Origin of the sequence: Nocardia pseudovaccinii NBRC 100343 (assembly GCF_001613225.1) — a bacterium.
In the GTDB taxonomy this organism is placed as follows: Bacteria; Actinomycetota; Actinomycetes; order Mycobacteriales; family Mycobacteriaceae; genus Nocardia; species Nocardia pseudovaccinii.
Genome location: NZ_BDBY01000127.1, coordinates 19,503 through 34,910, shown reverse-complemented (window position 1 = coordinate 34,910; position 15,408 = coordinate 19,503). Strand labels below are relative to the sequence as shown.

16 protein-coding genes and 1 pseudogene are annotated in these 15,408 nt (G+C 66.2%); 3 read left to right on the top strand and 14 right to left on the bottom strand.

Annotation, left to right across the window (positions count from 1 at the left end; all coding sequences use genetic code 11):
- The 3 genes from NP3_RS15435 to lspA form a co-directional block, all read right to left on the bottom strand.
- The coding region (locus tag NP3_RS15435; protein WP_063041915.1) for a hypothetical protein at positions 1 to 445 on the bottom strand (445 nt) is incomplete at its 3' end.
- Positions 438 to 1,364: an RluA family pseudouridine synthase gene (locus tag NP3_RS15430; RefSeq protein ID WP_063041913.1), complete on the bottom strand. Its 927-nt coding sequence runs from the start codon at positions 1,362 to 1,364 to the stop codon at positions 438 to 440. The genes NP3_RS15435 and NP3_RS15430, both read right to left, overlap by 8 nt.
- A gap of 64 nt (positions 1,365 to 1,428) precedes the next feature.
- The gene (gene lspA / locus NP3_RS15425; RefSeq protein ID WP_063041911.1) at positions 1,429 to 2,130 is read right to left on the bottom strand and encodes a signal peptidase II; all 702 of its coding nucleotides are present in this window, start codon (positions 2,128 to 2,130) and stop codon (positions 1,429 to 1,431) included.
- A 77-nt stretch (positions 2,131 to 2,207) separates the two neighbouring features.
- Here lspA and NP3_RS15420 point away from each other — a divergent pair, with 77 nt between their 5' ends.
- Both NP3_RS15420 and NP3_RS15415 read left to right on the top strand, forming a co-directional pair.
- Positions 2,208 to 3,161 (top strand): hypothetical protein, encoded by a 954-nt coding sequence (locus tag NP3_RS15420; protein ID WP_084508609.1) that lies wholly within the window; start codon positions 2,208 to 2,210, stop codon positions 3,159 to 3,161.
- Between the two features lie 93 nt (positions 3,162 to 3,254).
- A complete protein-coding gene (locus tag NP3_RS15415; RefSeq protein ID WP_063041909.1) occupies positions 3,255 to 3,722 on the top strand; it encodes a VOC family protein in 468 nt (155 codons plus the stop codon).
- A 55-nt stretch (positions 3,723 to 3,777) separates the two neighbouring features.
- On the opposite strand, the gene NP3_RS15410 is transcribed toward NP3_RS15415, so the two are convergent.
- From NP3_RS15410 to NP3_RS15400, 3 genes are read right to left on the bottom strand one after another with little or no spacing between them, the layout of a single operon-like run.
- Positions 3,778 to 4,233, bottom strand: coding sequence for a Rieske (2Fe-2S) protein (locus NP3_RS15410; protein WP_063041907.1), 456 nt, complete (start codon positions 4,231 to 4,233; stop codon positions 3,778 to 3,780).
- A 12-nt stretch (positions 4,234 to 4,245) separates the two neighbouring features.
- A complete protein-coding gene (locus tag NP3_RS15405) occupies positions 4,246 to 4,830 on the bottom strand; it encodes a DUF6529 family protein (protein WP_063041905.1) in 585 nt (194 codons plus the stop codon).
- Positions 4,820 to 5,476, bottom strand: coding sequence for a hypothetical protein (locus NP3_RS15400; protein WP_063041903.1), 657 nt, complete (start codon positions 5,474 to 5,476; stop codon positions 4,820 to 4,822). The genes NP3_RS15405 and NP3_RS15400 overlap by 11 nt, the downstream gene beginning before the upstream one ends.
- Positions 5,477 to 5,581: 105 nt before the next feature.
- Between NP3_RS15400 and NP3_RS50420 the strand changes: the two are divergent.
- Positions 5,582 to 5,779 (top strand): annotated as a pseudogene (locus NP3_RS50420) (BTAD domain-containing putative transcriptional regulator); the annotation flags it as partial.
- Positions 5,780 to 5,815: 36 nt separating this feature from the next.
- Here the strand turns inward: NP3_RS50420 and NP3_RS15395 are convergent.
- The 8 genes from NP3_RS15395 to NP3_RS15360 form a co-directional block, all read right to left on the bottom strand.
- Positions 5,816 to 6,760, bottom strand: a complete 945-nt coding sequence (locus NP3_RS15395) for an extracellular catalytic domain type 1 short-chain-length polyhydroxyalkanoate depolymerase (RefSeq protein ID WP_063041901.1) — start codon at positions 6,758 to 6,760, stop codon at positions 5,816 to 5,818.
- A gap of 124 nt (positions 6,761 to 6,884) precedes the next feature.
- Positions 6,885 to 8,813: an acetate--CoA ligase gene (gene acs / locus NP3_RS15390; protein ID WP_063041899.1), complete on the bottom strand. Its 1,929-nt coding sequence runs from the start codon at positions 8,811 to 8,813 to the stop codon at positions 6,885 to 6,887.
- Positions 8,814 to 8,865: 52 nt separating this feature from the next.
- Positions 8,866 to 10,503 carry a monocarboxylic acid transporter gene (locus NP3_RS15385; protein WP_063041897.1) on the bottom strand — a complete coding sequence of 546 codons (1,638 nt, stop codon included), beginning with the start codon at positions 10,501 to 10,503 and terminating at the stop codon, positions 8,866 to 8,868.
- Entirely contained in the window at positions 10,500 to 10,862 is a 363-nt protein-coding gene (locus tag NP3_RS15380) for a DUF485 domain-containing protein (protein WP_063041895.1), read from the bottom strand. Before NP3_RS15380 ends, NP3_RS15385 begins: the two co-directional genes overlap by 4 nt.
- Positions 10,863 to 11,001: 139 nt before the next feature.
- Complete coding sequence (locus tag NP3_RS15375) at positions 11,002 to 12,759, bottom strand: sodium/solute symporter (RefSeq protein ID WP_245720948.1); 1,758 nt, start codon at positions 12,757 to 12,759, stop codon at positions 11,002 to 11,004.
- Between the two features lie 124 nt (positions 12,760 to 12,883).
- Positions 12,884 to 13,249 (bottom strand): hypothetical protein, encoded by a 366-nt coding sequence (locus NP3_RS15370; RefSeq protein WP_063041923.1) that lies wholly within the window; start codon positions 13,247 to 13,249, stop codon positions 12,884 to 12,886.
- Entirely contained in the window at positions 13,246 to 14,043 is a 798-nt protein-coding gene (locus NP3_RS15365) for a LytR/AlgR family response regulator transcription factor (protein ID WP_063041891.1), read from the bottom strand. The genes NP3_RS15370 and NP3_RS15365 overlap by 4 nt, the downstream gene beginning before the upstream one ends.
- 123 nt (positions 14,044 to 14,166) lie before the next feature.
- Positions 14,167 to 15,366: a sensor histidine kinase gene (locus NP3_RS15360; RefSeq protein WP_063041921.1), complete on the bottom strand. Its 1,200-nt coding sequence runs from the start codon at positions 15,364 to 15,366 to the stop codon at positions 14,167 to 14,169.
- Between the last annotated feature and the right edge of the window lie 42 nt (positions 15,367 to 15,408).

Genomic DNA, 15,408 nt, shown 5'->3' with positions numbered 1-15,408 from the left:
CCGCCGATACCGAATTGATGTGGTTGGTGCGATCGTCGGTCGCGTGCTGAGCCAGCAGTTGCCAGGCGGCATTGTCGGCAGATGCCACGGCCACCGCATTTCCCGCGGGCAGTTGAACCGTGACGATCGGAGTGTTCACCCGCGGTATCGACACATGGTGGCTCGCCGCGGCGATGCGCAGGCCGCCGCTATGTGCCGGAATCTGGTCCGGGGTGAGGGATTCGGTGAACGAGACCAGCGCCCAGTGCTCGTCGCTATCCGAACCCGACAGCGAATCCCGTGCCCGCGCGAGGTAATCCGCGACATGCTCACCCCGTTCCGGACCGAGCCGGTCGGTCGAAATGCCGGACGGTCGCGGGGGATTCAGCACACCGAGCACCACGATCAGGACGACGAAGCCGACGGCCCCGACGGCAATGGCAATGCGGCGCAATGTTTCAGGCATTGCGCAACACGTCGAGTGCGTTCTTCAGATCATCGGGATATTCGCTGGTGATCTCCAGATACCGGCCGTCGGCCGGATGGTTGAATCCCAGCGAACGCGCGTGCAGCCATTGCCGTTCCAGCCCCAGCCGCTCCGCCAGCCGCGGATCCGCGCCATAGGTGAGATCACCGCAGCAGGGGTGCCGGATCGCGGAGAAATGCACCCGGATCTGGTGGGTGCGCCCGGTTTCGAGATGAATATCGAGCAGGCTGGCCGCCTGGAACGCCTCGACGGTGTCGTAGTGGGTAATGCTCGGGCGTCCGTCCGCGGTGACCGCGAACTTCCAGGCATCGCCGCGGGCCCGGCCGATCGGCGCATCGATCGTGCCGCTGCTCGGATCCGGATGTCCCTGTACCAGTGCGTGATAGCGCTTATCGACGGTGCGCTGTTTGAATGCCCGCTTGAGTACCGTGTACGCGTGTTCGGACTGCGCGACCACCATGACCCCGGAGGTGCCGACATCGAGCCGGTGCACAATGCCCTGCCGCTCGTGCGCGCCCGAGGTCGAGATGCGATAGCCCGCCGCGGCAAGTCCGCCGACCACCGTCGGCCCGGTCCAACCGACGCCGGTATGCGCCGCGACGCCGACCGGCTTGTCGACCGCGACGATGTCATCGTCGGCGTAGAGGATCTTCATACCCTCGACCGGTTCGGGCTCGATGGTGAGTTCACGCTTCGGTTCCGGGAACTCGACCTCCAGCCAGGACCCCGCCACGAGCCGATCCGATTTGCCCGCGGCGACGCCGTCGAGCTGCACCGAACCGTCCTCGGCCAGCGCGGCCACGGCGGTGCGGGACAGACCGAGCAACCGGGATAGCCCGGCGTCGACGCGCATTCCGTCGAGTCCGTCGGGTACCGGCATGGTCCGAGTTTCTCTCACGCCTGCACCTCGCTGGCGCTCGGTTCCGGCGTGAGCGAAGCTCGCTGTGACATGGTTCGCTCGCTCACGCCGCATTCCCCTTGCTGCTGGCCGCACCGTTGGCGCCGTTGTCCGAGGGCTCGTCCGGCTTCGCGGCGGTCTCGGTGGCGGTCGCTTCGGGGTGGCGGTGTCCGGCGCGTGTGCCGTCGGGTTCGAAGCCGAAGACCGTCAGCACCACCAGCAGGATCGCGCCGCACACGATCGAGGAGTCGGCCAGATTGAATACCGGCCACCAGCCGACGGCGATGAAGTCCACCACATGTCCCTGCAGTGGTCCGGGCGCGCGGAACAACCGGTCGACCAGATTGCCGAGCGCGCCGCCGAGCACCATGCCGAGTCCGATCGCCCACCACAGCGAGCGCAGCGTGCGACCGATGCGGATCACCCCGATCACCACGGCCGCGGCGACCAGGGTCAGCAGCCAGGTCATGCCGGTGGCCATCGAGAATGCCGCGCCCGGGTTGCGTACCAGCGACAATCGCGCGAAATCGCCGATGATCGGCACCGGATCGCCCGGGGTCAGCTCGGCCACCACGATGGTCTTGGTGAGCAGGTCGAGGCCGAGCAATACCGCGGCGATGATCAGCAGCGTGCGTAGCCGCAGCGGTGCGGCGGGCTTCCCCGGATCGGCGGTCGGGGTCGGATTTTCTGCGTCGTCGCTGGGTGGCATCGCGCTATCGGCGGGCTTGTCCTCGGGCGGCCGGTCGTCACTCACGCCGACCATCATCTCTCGAGTAACGATTTGCGCTACGCACGCGGTCACCCGCATGTCCCAGCTGACACTCAGGAAGCGGTCGTACTCTGATGCTCGTGACGGTGTTGTCTTCCTCCCACGTACCCCGAATCGCGCGCTCGGGTGCGCTTCTGGTGGTGCTCGCGGTCGGACTGTCCGCGTTCGGTGTCGGCTGTAGTGACGGTGCCGATTCGCGCGTCGATGCCGACAGCACCGAGCCGGTCGGCATCGGCAAGGAAGTGACCGTGCCGATTTCGGCCGCGGTCGCCACTGTGGTCTCGGCGGGTGAGGAGCCGCGATCGCTGCTGCGTCCCGGCTATCCGGCGGGCACGGTGCAGCAGGTGACGCTGCGCACCGATCACCACATCGAGCAGCAGATCAATGATCAGCCGCCGAGCGATTTCTCGTCGCCCGCATTGACGATTCCGATGATGGCGCAGACCGACGGTGACGGTGTCGAGTTGACTCTCGGCACCATTTCGACCCCGGATCCGTCGCTGGCCAAGGCGCTCACCGCCGCCGATGGTTCGCATGCCGGATTCGATATGAGCGAACTCGGCGCGATCACCGCGCTGCGGCTCGCCCCGGCACCGGACACCTCCAATAACGCCCGCGCAGCCTTGGAGCAGGCCTTCTACCAGGCGGTCTACCGTTCGATCACCTTTCCGGACGAACCGGTCGGTGAGGGTGCGGTGTGGACGGTGCGGCAGGAGGTCGACGGTGGTGTCGCACTCGATCAGGTGACCACCGCCACGCTGACCAAGCGTGAGGGCGACCGGCTGACCATCGAACTCGAGGTGACCCAGAAACCGAAGTCGCAGGTGTGGTCGCTACCCAATAATGCGGGCACCCTCGACATCAAGGATTACGTCATGCAGGGTTCGGGCACGATCACCGTCGACCTGGGCCTGCCGCTGCCGGTCGCGGGCTCGATCACGGTCGGCGGACACCAGGCCTACCGCGACCCGCGCAGCGCGAGCATGCTGCAGCAGACGATCAATACGCAGGTCACCTGGAACGAATGAGTCCGTAGCTGTTTGTGCCGATCAGGCATGTCGTCTTACGGGTGAGGAATAGGCTCGCACCTGTCCGACAAACGCCTCGATCGGAGGTATCCCATGTCCGATGTGAAACCGATCCCCGAGGGTTATCCGGTGGTCTCGCCGGGATTGGCAATCGATGGGGCCGCTGCCGCCATCGACTTCTACAAGAATATTTTCGGCGCATCGGAGCGAATGCGCATGCCTGGACCGGAGGGCAAGATCGCACACTGCGAGCTCACGTTCGGCAATTCGCTCATCATGGTCGGCGATCCGGCCCCCGATATGGATTTCCTCGACCCGAAGACGGTCGGCGGCACGCCGGTCAATCTCTACGTCTATGTCGAGGACGCCGATGCCGCTTTCAGCGCCGCCCTCGCCGCGGGCGCCAAGGAGCTCACCCCGATGACCACCCAGTTCTACGGTGACCGCAGTGGTGCGTTCGAGGATCCGTGGGGCCACCGGTGGACCGTGGCCACGCACGTCGAGGATGTGCCGCCGGATGAGATGGACCGGCGGATGGCCGAATTGTTCGGCGGGGCCTGAGCGTTTGTGTGATCTGCCGCGCGGTCGGTGTGCCGCGCGGCAGATCGCGTGCTGCTTATCCCAGCACGATCGAGTCGCCCTCGACGTGAACGGATTTCGGGGCGAGCGGCTGGGTGGCCGGGCCGTTGACGACCGAGCCGTCTAGACCGAATTTGCTGCCGTGGCAGGCACAGTTGATGGTGCCGCCGGAAACCGTCGCGACCTTGCAGCCCGCATGTGTGCAGGTCGAGGACAGGCCGACGAAGGAACCGGCATTCGGCTGGGTCACCACCACATCGCCCTTGATCACACCACCGCCGACCGGCACCTCGGCAGTGGTGGCGATGGCATTCGGCCCTCCGGCGGAGACATTCGGTCCGGTCGATCCGGCGGCGGCCCTGGGTGGTTCGGCCGCGGGGGCGTCGGTCTTGCCGTAGGTGGTGCATGCGGTCAGCGCGGCCATGGCGGCCGCTGCCCCGGCGCCCGCGATTACGACGCGGCGGCGGTCGAGGACGAGATCATCGTTGGTCATATCGGACTCCGATCAGAAGGTGATGCCGTTGTGCTGGAAGAACCACAGGGCCGAGGTGAGCCAGAGGCCGGTCAGCCCGACGAGTACCAGGCCGCCCGCGACGGGAATGACCCAGCCGGGCAGGCCCTTTCGGGTCAGCAGCAGCATCTTGGCGACGAATGCTCCATAAAAGAAGCAACCGAGCAGGGAATGGATGAGTACGCGGTTTTCGTAGTCCTGAAAACCCAAGGCGAACAGGCAATGCACGGCGACCGGGACGGTGACGAGGACGGCGAGTCGGCCCGACCAGACATGCGCGGGTGCGATCCAGGACGGAGTCTTCGGGAAGATCGCGCCGAGCTTGCCGTACATGGTCAGCGCGGAAATCAATTGGAACAGCGCGAGTGCGGTCGCCAGGGTGGCCAGCCAGGTCTTCACCGCGACCGGACTGGAGAATCCGGCCACATTGATCGAAAAGAACCGTGGGTCATGCTGTTTCGCGTAGACGCCCAGCAGCACCGAGACTGCCGCGCCGACGAGCAGCGGAATGACGATGGCCGCCGCCGACGCTCGGCCCGGATTCACCCGGACCGTCGGCGCTTCTCGATCAGCCGACACTGTCACCACCACTTACCTTGTTCGCGGTTACCTTTTTGCCGTTGACGATGGCCGTCGCGTCGGGCGCGAGACCGACGGCAGGGGTGGTGGAGCCGTCGGGATTGCGTTGGACGCCGGTGACTCCGCCGTTCGCATCGACGATCCAGCTCTGGCGGGTGCCCGCCTCGCTGTAGACATAGAGTCCGGCGGGTGGTTGCACCGGATTCGCGGTGTAGCTCCACTGCTTGCCGCCGATCCAGAGCGTCCCGTGCACCGCCTTGCCGTCGAAGGCGCCGGTCAGTTTCGCCTCGTCTTTGCCTGTCAGCCGCAAGGACCCGTTCGTGGCCGGACCTCGCAGCCAGGACTCGATGCTCTTGCCGTCACAGGCATAGGCGATGGCCTTGTCGCCCGCGACGGTGATCTCGAGTGCGATGGTGCCGCCGGAGGCGAGCGGGATGGTGCCCACATAGTCGGCCTTGCCGGGAAATGGAACAGCCGCAGTGGTGGTCGGTAGCGGCGGCTGTGTCGTGGCCACGGGGTTGGTTGTGACCACCGCATTCGTATTCGCGGCCGGTGGGTCGGTGTCCTTGGACATATTGATGACCAGTAGGACGAGGCCGAGTACGGCCACTGCCGCGAGGGTGAGCCACGGTCCCAGTCGTTTCATAGGGTCTCCTCGATGCGCGGCCACCAGGCGCCGCCGTTCGCATTGACTACGTGGTGAACCCGTCGAACGGTTCAAACAGCGCACTCGCGGCAGCCGTTGAGCGGCGTGTCTCGAGACGTGTCGGTTCTTACCGCCGGGTCGGTGTGGCGGGCCTGGATCTTCGCCAGGGCTGTCATCGCTCAGCTCCAGGAGCAGCGCTTGGTCGCAGTCGAGGAATTGGCCGAGGCGCGGCTTTCGCTGGGTGAATATCGTGAAGCCGCGGGCGATCTCGCAGTATTCGTGCGCGAATATCCACTGCGCGAACGCTGTCGCGCACCGCGGTATCCGAGACTTCGTCGACTAACAGGCTTGGTGGGGTGCGGTCATGCGGTGGGCGAGCAGAAAACGCATCAGGTTGCGCTGGACCTCGATGCCCCCGTCATCCTGAACGACGCGTGCCCCTATCGCGTGCTCGGCGAGCAGCGGTGTGGTGAATTGCGCCAGTTCACATCCGCGCGGACTCTGGTAGTGCTCGACGGTGAGCGGGATCGGAAGACCCGGTCCGGCGGCGAGAACTTCCTGACGCGTCGGCAGGGTCGGCATCGAACCCGGATCCGCGAGGTTATCGGCTTCGCGCCACTGTGCGAGGTTGGTGCGGCCGATCACGTAGTTGCTGATCTCGTCGAAGAGGGTCTGCAGGAAGTATGTCGGCATCGGGCGGGCACGTGCGGCCATCGCGTCGATGATCACTTGGCCACCGAGTTCGGAGCGATACGGCGCACCGGCCATCGGGGCGATCGCCGCGTAGAGGTCCGGGTAGTTGGCGCCCAGATTGGTGGTCATCGCGCCACCCGCGGAGTATCCGCCGAGATAGACCCGCGAGCGATCGAGTTGGAATTCATCGATGAGCGTAGTGGTGATGCCCGCGATGATCGACGGCTCGCCCCGGCCGCGTTCGCGGTCCTCGGCCTTGTCCCAGTTCCAGCAGGAGTCTTTGTTCGCCGCCTGATCCTGGATCGGATAGGCGAGTACGAAACCCATTTCGTCGGCGACCCGGGTGAGCGAGAACCCCCTCGGTTGGGCCTCGGTGAGCGGGTCGTTGCAACCGTGCAGGTACACCATGAGCGGCCTACCCACACTGCTGCCCGGTGGTACATGCAGGTAGTAGCAGCGGGTGCCCGCGGCGTTGGTGTAGCAGCGTTTGTCTGCCATGGCTTGCGCGCGCGATGCACCGAGCAGCAGACAAGTGGTGGCGATCAGGATGGCGCCGACGACAGCGCAGAGGCGGAGCGCGGCAATTCGCACGTCGCGAATTCTAGCCGGGTGCCGAGTTCGCGCCGCGATCTCGGCGGCGAGTCGGCCGAGGCGAAGCGGCGGACCCGGTCCCCCTCATCGTCGTGGTGGCCGGGTCCGCCGCTGGGGGCGGCGCCTATCCGCGGGCGATGGCCTCGAAGACCAACGGATCGACGAGGGTCGACGTATCGCCGAGTTCTCGACCCTCTGCGACATCGCGGAGCAGGCGGCGCATGATCTTGCCGCTGCGGGTTTTCGGGAGTTCCGGGACGATATGGATCTGTCTCGGTCGGGCAATGGGGCTGATCTCCTGGGAGACAGCGGCTTTCAGTTCACCGATCAGCGCATCGCCGGAATTGTGCGCGCCCGCGGTGAGAATGACGAAGGCGACGATGGCCTGCCCGGTGGTCGCATCGTTCGCGCCGACCACCGCGGCCTCGGCGACCGAGCCATGTCCGACGAGCGCGGATTCGACCTCGGCGGTGGAGATCCGGTGGCCGGAGACATTCATGACATCGTCGACCCGGCCGAGTACCCACAGGTCGCCGCCGTCGTCGAACTTGGCGCCGTCACCGGCGAAATACCAGCCGCGGTCGGCGAATCGGTCCCAGTACGTCTCGCGGAACCGGTCCATATCACCCCAGATACCGCGCAGCATCGAGGGCCACGGTTGATCAAGCACCAGCAGTCCGGAGCGGCCGTGCGCGAGTTCGGCGCCGTCGTCGTCGACGATCTTCGCGCAGATGCCGGGCAGCGGCGTCATGGCCGCACCCGGTTTGGCCGCGGTCACACCGGGCAGCGGGGAGATCATGATCGCACCGGTCTCGGTCTGCCACCAGGTGTCCACGATGGGAGTCCGATTGCCGCCCAATACCTCTCGGTACCAGCGCCAGGCCTCCGGATTGATCGGCTCGCCGACGCTGCCGAGCAGTCGTAACGAGGACAGGTCGTGCGCGTCCGGAATCTCGCGACCCCACTTCATGAAGGTCCGCACCAGGGTGGGGGCGGTGTAATAGATGGTGACGCCGTACTTTTCGATGATGTCGAAATGCCGGTGCTCATCGGGGGAGTTGGGGGTGCCCTCGTAGACGACCTGGGTCGTGCGGTTGGCCAGCGGTCCGTAGACGATATAGCTGTGTCCGGTGACCCAGCCGATATCAGCGGTGCACCAGTAGACGTCTTGTCCCGCACGATGATCGAAGACGTTGTGGTGGGTATAGGCGGCCTGGGTGAGATAACCGCCGGTAGTGTGCAGGATGCCCTTGGGTTTTCCGGTGGTGCCCGAGGTGTAGAGGATGAACAGCGGATGTTCGGCGTCGAAGGCCTGCGCCTCGTGATCGGGGGATGCGTCGGTGACGGTGTCGTGCCACCACAGATCGCGGCCCTCGGTCCACGGCACCTCGATGTTGGTGCGCCGCACCACGAGTACGCGCTCGACGGTGTGTTCGCCATCGGCAAGCGCCTCGTCGACGGCGGCCTTCAGCGGTGCTGCGGTGCCGCGGCGCCACTGCCCATCGGTGGTGATCACCAATCGGGCCCCGGCATCGTCGACCCGCTGGCGCAGGGCAGTCGGTGAGAATCCGGCGAATACCACCGAATGGGTGAGGCCGAGCCGGGCGCAGGCCAGCATGGCGACGATCGCCTCCGGCACCATCGGCATGTAGATGGCGACGCGATCGCCGGTCCGCAGCCCGAGATCGGTGAAATAGTTTGCCGCCCTGGATACTTCGGCGAGCAACTCGCTGTAGGTGATATCGCGGGAGTCGCCCGGTTCGCCCTCCCAATGGATGGCCACCTGCTCGCCGTATCCGTCGAGTACGTGCCGGTCCACACAGTTGTAGGCGACATTGAGTTCGCCGTCGACGAACCATTTCGCGACCGGCGCGTCGCTCCAGTCGAGGACCCGGGTCCACGGCCGATGCCAATGCAACCGCCGAGCCTGCTCGGCCCAGAACTCCAGCCGATCGGCGGCAGCGCGATCGTACAGTGCCGCATCGGCATTGGCGCTCGCGGCGAACGCCGCATCCGGCGGGTAGGTGGTCGGGTCGGTGGTTGCACTGGTCAACGTCGATCTATCCTCTCGAAACAACAAGGGCGGCAAGCTCAGTCGGATGCGGTCAGTGCACGACGGCCTTCTCCGCGCCGACACCGGTGAGCGAGCGAACCTCCATCTCGGCCTGCTTCGCCGGATCCTCCGGCTTACGCCTGCCCAGGAAGGTGCCGACCACACCGAGTACGAAAGCCAGTGGGATGGAGACGATTCCCGGATTCGACAGCGGGAACCAATCGAAATCCGATCCCGGAATCATCGAGGTCTTCGTCCCGGATACCGCGGGGGAGAACACGATCAGCACAATGGTCGAGATCAGGCCGCCGTACATGCTGAACAGGGCGCCGGTGGTGTTGAACCGCTTCCAGAACAGGGAGTACACGATGGTCGGCAGATTCGCCGCCGCCGCGACCGCGAAGGCCAGCGCCACCAGGAAGGCGATGTTCTGGCCGTTGGCCAGGATGCCGAGGCCGATGGCCAGCGCACCGATCACCACCGCGGTGATCCGGGATACCCTGACCTGCTTGTTCTCGTCGACCTGCCCCTTCTTGATCACGCTCGCGTAGATATCGTGGGCGAACGATGCCGATGCGGTGATGGTCAGGCCCGCGACGACCGCGAGGATGGTGGCGAAGGCGACCGCGGAAATGACACCGAGCAGGATTACCCCGCCGAGTTCGAAGGCCAGCAGCGGCGCCGCCGAATTCTGCCCGCCCGCCGCGGCGAGAATGCGATCCGGCCCGACAATGGCGGCCGCACCGTAACCGAGCACCAGGGTGAACAGGTAGAACGCGCCGATCAGGCCGATCGCCCAAACCACCGAGCGCCGTGCCTCTTTCGCGGTCGGCACGGTGTAGAAGCGCATCAGCACATGCGGTAGACCCGCGGTGCCGAGCACCAGCGCCAGGCCGAGCGAGACGAAGTTCAGCTTGGAGGTCGCGCTGCCGCCGTACTGAGCGCCGGGGGCGAGCACGTCACGGGCGGCTACGCCCTTGGTCTTGGAACCGTGCACCGCATCCTGTGCCGAACCGAGGATGTCGGAGAAGTTGAAGCCGAACTTGGCGAACACCATCACCGTCATCAGCGCCGCGCCGGTGATGAGCAGCACCGCCTTGATGATCTGCACCCATGTCGTGCCCTTCATGCCGCCGACCAGCACGTACACGATCATCAGCACGCCGACGACGGCAATGACGATGCTCTGTCCGGTCTTATCGGAGATATCGAGCAGCAGCGCGACCAGACCGCCCGCGCCCGCCATCTGCGCGAGCAGATAGAACAGTGAGACCGCGAGCGTGGTCAACGCGGCCGCGGTGCGGACGGGGCCTTCTTTCAGCCGGAAGCTCAGCACATCCGCCATGGTGAATTTGCCGGTGTTCCTGAGCATTTCGGCGACCAGCAGGAGTGCGACCAGCCAGGCCACCAGGAAGCCGATCGAGTACAGGAACCCGTCGTAGCCGTATACCGCGATGGCGCCCGCGATGCCGAGAAAGCTTGCGGCGGAAAGGTAATCGCCCGCGATGGCGATGCCGTTCTGCGGGCCGGAGAAGCCGCGGCCGCCGGTGAAGTAGTCGGCGGCGGTGCGGTTGTTGCGGCTGGCCCGGATCACCACGATCATCGTGATCGCCACGAAAAGGCCGAAAATGGCGATATTCGCGGCCGGGTTGCCGACCTTCTCCGCGGCGGACAGATATTGCGTACTCACGCCTGGTCTCCCTCGAGATAGTTGCGGATCGACGCGGCGCGCGGATCCAGTTCCTTATTGGCGAACCGGACATACAGCCAGGTGATCACGAAGGTCGAGACGAATTGCCCGAGGCCGAGCAGCAGGCCGAGATTGATATTGCCGATGACCTGGGTGGCCATGAAGTCGTGCGCGTAGGCGCCGAGCAACACATAGCTCAGGTACCAGACCAGGAACAGTGCGGTCATCGGAAAGATGAAGCGGCGCAACCGGCTTCGCAATTCCTGGAACTGGGGACTCGACTGGACGGCGGCGAAATCCTCCGCTGTCGGCGTGCGCCGCGGTGGCGTGCCATCTTTGTCGAGGTCGATACTGGTCATCGCAGGGTCCTAGCGTGTGACGTGACTTACTATCCGCCGACCATAAGGGGGCGCTCGTGAGGGATTCATGATGTGGCGTGGATCACTCTGTGAAGGCGCCGGTTTGTGCGGTGAACGGTCGGCAGGCCGCGACGAACGGTCAGCGGTTCAGCCCGATGGCGCGCTCCCGGTCCGCGCCCATACCCAGCCGCTCCGGCGCGTGCATTCGGACGAAGATGCGCCCGATCGTGCGGGCGTCCTGACCGCGCGTCAGCACGCTGACCAGGATCATCGATGCGAATGCCAGCGGTACGCTGAGCGCCGCCGGATAGCCGAGGACGGCCGCGAGCCAGCCGTCCGCGAGCTCGTCGGAGATGCCGCCGGTCACCGAAACCACGGTCGCGCCGCCCGCCGCCAGGCCGCCCACGATCAGTCCGGTGGCCGCGCCCTTGGCCGTCAGACCGCGCCACCAGATGCCGAGCACCAACAGCGGGCACAGTGTCGAGGCCGCGACCGAAAAGGCAAGGGCGACAGTGCGGGACAGATCCAGCGAGACCACCATGATCGAAACACCGAGGGGCACGGCACCGGCGAATACCGCGGCGGTCCGGAAGTCGCGAATCCGTCCACGCAGCATGTCCGTGCTGAGCACACCCGCGATGCTGACCAACAGCCCGGACGAAGTGGAAAGAAACGCCGCGATCGCACCGGCCGCGGCCAGTGCCGCCAGCAGTTGTCCGGGCAGGCCCGCCAGCACTGATCCGGGCAGCAGCACCACGGCGGCATCGGAGGTGCCGGTGATCAGCAACTGCGGCACGTACAGCCGCGCGAAAACCCCCAGCAGAATGGGGAAGAGGTAGAACACTCCGACCAGGCCGATCACCGCGAGTGCGGTCGTGCGCGCCGCACGGCCATCGGGATTCGTATAGAACCGCACCAAAACGTGCGGAAGTCCCATTGTGCCGAGGAAAGTGGCGATGATCAGCGAATACACCTGGTAGGTGGGATGGGAGCCGCCGAATCCGCCGCCGGGCGCCAGCCAGGCCGCACCGTCCGTCGGCGCTCCGGCCACCACCGGGACGGTGGAGCCAGCCTCCAGGGTCAGTTCGGTGCCCGCCGCCAGTTCGTGCGCGCCGGGTGTGAGCAGGACCGGACCGTCCACCGTGCGATCGTCGAGCGTTCCAGTGATCGAAACCTGCTGCGGCGCACCGACCTGCACGATGACGCCGGTGCTGACATCCACCGTGGTGCGCTCGGTGACCACCGGGGGCGCGGGTGTGCCGAGTTCGCGGTCCTCGGCCAGGAAATGACCGAGCAGCACCAGCGCCGGAATCGCCACCGCGGTCAGCTTCAACCAGTACTGGAAGGCCTGCACCAGCGTGATCGACCGCATGCCGCCGCCGGCCACGTTCGCGATGATGATCGCCCCGACCGCCACCGCGCCGACCCATTTCGGCACATTCAGCAGGATGTGCAGCGTGAGCCCCGCGCCCTGGAACTGTGGAATGAGATAGACCCCGCACACCAGCACCACCACGACCGCCGCCAGCCTGCGCAGCCGCAGCGATCCGAGTCGGAACTCCGCGAAATCGGGCACGGTGTATGCGCCCGACCGGCGCAGCGGCGCGGCGACGAACAGCAGTAGTCCGAGATATCCGGCGGTGAATCCGACCGGATACCAGAGCGCGTCCGCGCCGTATTTCGCGATCAGTCCCGCGACTCCGAGAAATGAAGCGGCCGAGAGGTATTCGCCGGAGATCGCGGCCGCATTCCAGCGCGGCCCGACGCTGCGTGAGGCGACCAGGAAGTCGGAGGTGGTGCGCGCCAACCGAACACCGTAGACGCCGATCGCGACCGTGGCGAGGGCGGCGAGCAGCAAGGCGAAAACCGTGAGTGCTGGTGTCGACGGGGTATTCACGGCACGCAACCCGTGGCCGGTCCACATACATCGTCACTCGGTGGGTGCCCGCTGATCCGGCTCGTGGCGCGCGGATATTCGGCGGGGCGGTGGGCCAGCGGTATTGCGGCGCGGCACATGGAACTCAGTCCTCGGCCAAATCCAGGAAATCCTGCTCATTGCGTTCCGCGAGTCGGACATAGAGCCGCCCGGCGCCATACAGCACCGGATACACGGCAATGCCGAGCAGCAACCACGGCAGCCGTACCCCGAGCAGAACGAACGAACCCACCGACCCGAGCCGGAAAAGCACCGGCAGCGAACACAATACGAGCACCATGACCAATCCGACCCGCGCCGCCAACCCCAACTGCGCCCGAATCAGCCCACCGATCAGTGCCTCGCCGATCTCGGTCTGCTCGACCACTTCCGTGCGGGTCCGGACGCGTCGCGCACCGCGGCGTTCGGCGAGCACGACGCGCTGTCTGGTCGGACGCTGCGGAGTGGTCACGGATTCGTCCACTGCTGTCGCGGCCCGTGCACCAGCCGCTGCTTCAGCTCGCGCACTTGCCGACGACTCACCGGCAACTCCACCGCCGCGGCCTTGCCGTCGGCCCGCAGCCGCACCACTGTTCCGGTGCCGACTGTGCGCAGCCCGGTCACCAACCGCAGTGCCACCAGATAAGACCGGTGCACCCGCAGGAATCCGGCGTTCTCCCACCGGGATTCCAACGCCGACAACGGAATCCGCACCAGATGCGAGCCGCCGCTGGTGTGCAGTCGGGCATAATCGCCCTCCGCCTCGACCCAGCTCACACTCGACCGATGCACCAGCGTGGTGACCCCGCCCAGCTCGACCGGAATCACCTCGTTCGGGTCGCTGCGCGAGGCCGCAACGGCCGGGGCCGGTGTGGTGCGTGTCGTGACGATCCGCCGCACCGCCTCCGCCAACCGCGCCTCTCGCAGCGGTTTGAGCAGATAGTCCACCGCACCCAGATCGAAGGCCGCGATCGCCTGGTCATCGTGGGCCGTCACGAAGACCACGGCGGGCGGGTTCGCGAACTCGGACAGGATGCCCGCCAATTCCATGCCGTCCAGCCCGGGCATATTGATATCGAGGAATACCGCATCGATCGGATGTGCCCGCATCAGCCGCAATGCACTGGTCGCATCGCTAGCGTTGCGGATTTCACCGACCCCCGGCTGCGCACGCAGCAAATACACCAGCTCGTCCAGAGCGGGCTTCTCGTCGTCCACGGCGAGCACGCGCAGTGCGGCGGCGGACTGGTCGGTGGTCCGGGTCACAGTCGTTCCATCGTAAGCGGAGCCTGTTCACCGTCGACCCGGATGTCGACACCTGGCTTGACCGGCGTTCGTAGTTGGAGCCGTGCGGTCGAGCAGGAGCCGGGTGGAGCCAGGCGTGTGTGGTCAGGCCTGGATGCCTGCGCGGAACTTCGGGACGCGCAGGCTCACCTTGGTGCCCGCGCCGGGGGCGGTCTCCACGATCAGGCCGTAGTCATTGCCGAAGGTCGCCCGTAGCCGGTCGTCGACATTGGCCAGGCCCACATGGGCGGATTCTCCGGAACCCGCTGGGCCGGTTCCGGTTTCGATGGCATCGAGGGCGCCGGAGCGCAGCAGGTCCGGATCCATCCCGATTCCGTCGTCCTCGACGCTGATCACACAGTCGGTACCCGCATCGGTCGCGACGATGGTCACCGTCCCGCCGCGCGTCGCCCCGGCCAAGCCGTGCCGAACCGCGTTCTCCACCAACGGTTGCAGCGCCAGGAACGGCAGTACGACGCCGAGCACTTCCGGCGCGATCTGCAACCGAACCTGCAAGGCGTCACCGAACCGGGCTCGTTCCAGCGCGAGGTACCGCTCGATATTGCGCAGTTCGTCGGAGAGCAACGTGAATTCGCCCGCGGCACGGAAGGAATATCGGGTGAAGTCCGCGAACTCCAGGATCAGCTCGCGCGCCCGATCCGGATCGGTACGTACAAAGGACGCAACGGTATTGAGCGCGTTATAGATGAAATGCGGGCTGATCTGGGCCCGCAACGCACGTACCTCGGCTCGATCGAGGCGGGCCCGCGAGGCGTCCAATTCCGCCAATTCCAGCTGTCCGCAGGCGTATCGCGCCACCTCCGCGACCGCACCTAGCCGTCCGGGTTCCGGCTTCCCGGTGGTCACCACCCCTAAAGCCCCTGCTACCCCGCCATTTTCGATGAGCAGCGGCTGTGCGATCAGTGTTCGCCCGGCATGTTCACTGCGACCAGGCCCCGACACCAGCACCGGTCGCTCGGTCACCACCGCCCGCCTGGCCGCAGCGGCGAACGGCCCGGCCAGATCCGAATGCGGCCCGTCCCAAGCCAGCAGCGTGCCATCCGGATCGGCGACGCCCAACGCGTCGGCTCCGGTCAGTGTCCGCAGATGCGGCGCGGCCTCCTGGGCGGACCGATCGTTCAACCCCTGCCGCAACGGGCGCGCGGCCAGCGAGGCCGTATGCAGTGCGCTGTACACCGCCCGCTCGGCCGGAGTGGTCACCACTCGTCGGGTTCGAGACCAGACCAGCAGCGCGCCGACGATCAATACCGCCCCGGCGACAACCGCGACACCGGCTGTCGTCATCGCGGGCTCACCGAACGTCTGCGCCACTTCATCGCCTGATTA

Bases quoted from the DNA above. Each gene is read 5' to 3' on its own strand.
- lspA (WP_063041911.1), bottom strand. From the start codon at position 2,130: ATGATGGTCGGCGTGAGTGACGACCGGCCGCCCGAGGACAAGCCCGCC.
- NP3_RS15420 (WP_084508609.1), top strand. From the start codon at position 2,208: ATGCTCGTGACGGTGTTGTCTTCCTCCCACGTACCCCGAATCGCGCGC.
- NP3_RS15415 (WP_063041909.1), top strand. From the start codon at position 3,255: ATGTCCGATGTGAAACCGATCCCCGAGGGTTATCCGGTGGTCTCGCCG.
- NP3_RS15410 (WP_063041907.1), bottom strand. From the start codon at position 4,233: ATGACCAACGATGATCTCGTCCTCGACCGCCGCCGCGTCGTAATCGCG.
- NP3_RS15400 (WP_063041903.1), bottom strand. From the start codon at position 5,476: ATGAAACGACTGGGACCGTGGCTCACCCTCGCGGCAGTGGCCGTACTC.
- NP3_RS15380 (WP_063041895.1), bottom strand. From the start codon at position 10,862: ATGACCAGTATCGACCTCGACAAAGATGGCACGCCACCGCGGCGCACG.
- NP3_RS15360 (WP_063041921.1), bottom strand. From the start codon at position 15,366: ATGACGACAGCCGGTGTCGCGGTTGTCGCCGGGGCGGTATTGATCGTC.